The following is a 3,666-nucleotide window of genomic DNA, read 5'->3' on the forward strand; positions in this document are numbered from 1 at the left end:
CCTGCTCTTTTTCACTGGCCGTGGCATGTCCAGCCAACAATAGCATCAGCACGCTTAAACAAGCTTTCAACCAGCGCTTAAGAAAGGGCATTAAAACTCCGCTAAAAAGCGCAATACAAAACTACGCTCAATATAATTGGAAACGGTAAAGGTTTCAGAATAATTGTTATATTCAACATGCTTACCAGCCAATAGATTCTTAGCGCTTAAAGATAAAAAGGCGCTATCGTGAACTTGCCAAGTCCAACTTAAATCCAGTACATCATAATTATCGGCATGGTAAGCATCGCTTTGGATGGAGCGGAATAAACCAAATAAAGCGTGGTGTTGAGTCACTTGCCAGCCCAACTTGGCAAGCCACTGACGACTATCGGAATCATCCCCAATGGCAGGCTGAGTGTTGGCTTGTAAGTTATAACGATAGCGGAACTGACTATAGCCTAACTCGGCCTTAATAAAATCATTTGCTTGCCACGCGAGTATTGCTTCCCCGCCAGTAACGTCAAGTTCAGCGTTAGACACAACATCAAATTCCAGCACGCTATTGGCTAAGGCTTGTTGTACATCGAGATATTGTCCTGTAGCCAACAAACCGGCGATTTGCTGAATATCAACTGACTCAGGGTTAGGATATACAGCAAATACATTACGTGACTTAGTATGAAATAACGACACATCCAAAGACCAAGGTCTTTGATTGAAACGGTAACCCAGCTCATATGACAAAGACTTTTCCGGCTCAACTTGTTGGTTACCATTTAATACGGTGCGCAGGTGATAATTATCAATAGCTTCTATACCCGTTTGATAAAGGTTACCCACCCGAACGCCATGTAAGGCCGTATCATAATCATACTCAGCGAAAGAAGGGATCCTTACGCCCTGCGATACCGCACCCCATAAGACATGATTGGTGCTAGCTTGCCAGCTTAAGCGGGCCGCAGGCTGGTTTTCCCAACCGGTAAAACTGTTGTGCTCCAACTTACTACCAAAACTCAAATTCAAGCTATTGGGAATAAGCGCGTACTGTAGCTGAAGAAAGGCTCCGTAATGCTCAAGGCGAGTTAGGTTTTCATCGCTGCTAATAATGTAGTTAGCGGTGAACGGCAGGTAACTATTTCGATAGTTTAAGCCCCAATCTAACTGCGCTCTGCCAAATATTGAATTCATCTGGTAATCAAGATCGAGAGACTGGAACCTTTCCTTTAAGAATAACTGTTCACCATCTTGTAAAGACCAAGACGCCTGTAGCATTTGGTTTGATTTACTAGATAAACGATGCTCTAAACGTACCATCACCCGCGCATCATCTTGCTTAAACTGATCTTGGTGCAAAACATTAATATTCACATCGCGCGACAAAGCATCTAAGTTTTGGCTCTGCTCGGTGTGGGAATAATGCAGCTGAGCAAGAACCGACACATCATCACTGGGTGCAAAATCAAAGCGAGCACCAATACTTTGCTGCTGAGCATCATCATGCGGTTCCATCTCAATACCGTGGGCAGAATTATCAACATCTTTTAAACCGGCATACACACGGTAACTGCCGGTGCGCCCCAAATATCCACCATGGCGTAAAGCAAGCTCGTAATTAAGCGGATCGCCACTACTCACTTGCAACAGAGTACCGCGACTATCTAAACTATTTTTGGTAATGATATTAATCACACCATTGGTCGCGTTACTCCCCCACAATAGGCCGCCCTGCCCTCGTATCACTTCAATACGTTCAATATCGTAAAGAGGGACATTAAGAGTTTCCCAATACACACCAGCAAAGGTGGGGTTATAAACACTTTGACCGTCGACCATCACCAATAACTTACTGGTATGCCGACCTGCCACTCCTCGTGTGGTAATGGCCCACTGGTTATTATCCAGTTGCCGCACTTCAATACCGGGAACCAACTTTAGCGACTCAGCCACAGTTAAAGCGCCAGAGGCTCGGATGTCTTCTTTACTCAATACATACAAAGAAGCGGGTGTGCTAAAGGTTGACTGAGCGCGCTTCATGACAGATGTTGCTTGAACATCTTCGCTCATTAAAGACTCTAAATCTAAGCTAGATAACGACTCCTGAGCGGCGACCGCAAAAGTCATAAAAAACAACAACGAACAACAAGTACAGCTAGGTGATTTCAAAGAACAACTCCCTGGTCTTTTATCTTTCCTTAAACGCTGATACTAAAGGGCTTTATATGAAACTGAGGAGGACTACAGGATAAAGCGATGAGTATTAATTCAGCAAAAATTGATAATATTTATCTCCTCTCCATAGATCAAGTGAAACCGTGAACTAAGAAAAAAAATAACTAGTTTATGCACCAACCCCTTAGTTATTGTAATGACTAAAGCGCTGCTACCTGAAACTTATCGCTAACTAGCCGCAACTTTGCTTGACGTTTATTTAAAGTGTTTATGAGTTTTTAGCCAAAGCCAATCTTGCTTGACCTCACTTTGCTTGCTCACCATAATCACAGCTGTTATCCCCCAGTTGGTCAAAGCAATGAAACAACAGCAAGATCCCTCGCAAGAAATAGAAGTGGAAGCTCTCGACGTTATCGTTCAGCAGCAACCCATCGAGCTATATAAAGTATTAAAAATAGGTAATTTGGTAAACGGTGGCGGAGAGGCGAAACTCGCTATTGCCGAAGGCTATGTTGGCCTAAACGGTGAAGTAGAGCAGCGCAAACGTAAAAAAGTTTATGCCGGAGACATAATCGAGTTTAACGGCCAGTTTCTGTATGTAGTGTGCGACGAAGCGCCCAGCGAGGTCAGTCCAAAACAGAGCAAACCCAAGCAAGCTCAATCCAAATCAAAGCAGACAGAGAAAGCAGTGCCATCGCCGAACAGCAAAACCGGTCGTCGCTCAATTAAGTTTTAAATCTACTGACTCATGCTTAGGCCTACACCTTAACTTGTCAGTCACCGCTACTTCTTGAAGACAAAGTACTGGTTGTAAAACTCACAATTGGGCAAAACAGAGTTGCGGCTTTAGAGATCAACGCCCAAATAACTGGCAGCAAACCGAAGTGGAATATTGGGTTAAACTGGCGCTAAGCGACAAGCCCGAAAAGCCACGCAGCGTTTGCTGTTCATTTGATTTTTAGGTCTTCGTACTACAAATTTATTTAATCGGTGAGAAGTTTACCGCACTGATTATTTTTGATTCCTGCTTCTCTAACATTTCCATGGCGCTAGGAATAAACTCAGTTAGCCATGCGTTATCTTGGTATAGTTCTTTTCTCTTTTTGGCTCTATCATTCAAATCACTGTAAGACCAAATATGAATTACTTGGTTTAGTTCACCTATGTCCGTGTACCAATAACCAACAAGGGTTGCATAATTCGATATTATTGGCATTCCCACTTTTTCAAAGTGGTCAATATAGTTCTTTAACTTACCAATCTTAATCGTATAAGTTCTCATTTCAAAAATCATCAAAATACACCTTAATATAAAAACCTAGACTTGTCCGCGTTGACAGAAGGGAACATATCAACGCCCAATTAAAGTTTGAATAACGCTAACACCTAACCCAACCCATCGCGCCATAAGTACAAACCTAAACCTGAAGTGAGAGCGCCAAGCGTTGCGAATCACTCTTAAATTGTTATAACCACGTGTTCTCGCGGACTTCATAGTGACTGACATGACGATCT

3 protein-coding genes are annotated in these 3,666 nt (G+C 42.9%); 1 reads left to right on the forward strand and 2 read right to left on the reverse strand.

Annotation, left to right across the window (positions count from 1 at the left end):
* Positions 1-90 precede the first annotated feature (90 nt).
* A complete protein-coding gene (locus ACQY6Q_RS13715) occupies positions 91-2,103 on the reverse strand; it encodes a TonB-dependent receptor plug domain-containing protein (protein ID WP_427982218.1) in 2,013 nt (670 codons plus the stop codon).
* 406 nt (positions 2,104-2,509) lie between these two features.
* Here ACQY6Q_RS13715 and ACQY6Q_RS13720 point away from each other — a divergent pair, with 406 nt between their 5' ends.
* A complete protein-coding gene (locus ACQY6Q_RS13720) occupies positions 2,510-2,887 on the forward strand; it encodes an RNA-binding S4 domain-containing protein (protein WP_427982219.1) in 378 nt (125 codons plus the stop codon).
* A gap of 243 nt (positions 2,888-3,130) precedes the next feature.
* Here ACQY6Q_RS13720 and ACQY6Q_RS13725 read toward each other — a convergent pair whose 3' ends face one another.
* Positions 3,131-3,445, reverse strand: coding sequence for an NIPSNAP family protein (locus ACQY6Q_RS13725; RefSeq protein WP_427982220.1), 315 nt, complete (start codon positions 3,443-3,445; stop codon positions 3,131-3,133).
* Positions 3,446-3,666 lie beyond the last annotated feature (221 nt).

It is taken from the genome of Agarivorans sp. (genome assembly GCF_050295395.1).
Lineage (GTDB): Bacteria > Pseudomonadota > Gammaproteobacteria > Enterobacterales > Celerinatantimonadaceae > Agarivorans.

Excerpts from the sequence above, each read along its gene's own strand:
- ACQY6Q_RS13715 (WP_427982218.1), bottom strand. The coding sequence starts at position 2,103 with ATGACTTTTGCGGTCGCCGCTCAGGAGTCGTTATCTAGCTTAGATTTA.
- ACQY6Q_RS13720 (WP_427982219.1), top strand. The coding sequence starts at position 2,510 with ATGAAACAACAGCAAGATCCCTCGCAAGAAATAGAAGTGGAAGCTCTC.
- ACQY6Q_RS13725 (WP_427982220.1), bottom strand. The coding sequence starts at position 3,445 with ATGATTTTTGAAATGAGAACTTATACGATTAAGATTGGTAAGTTAAAG.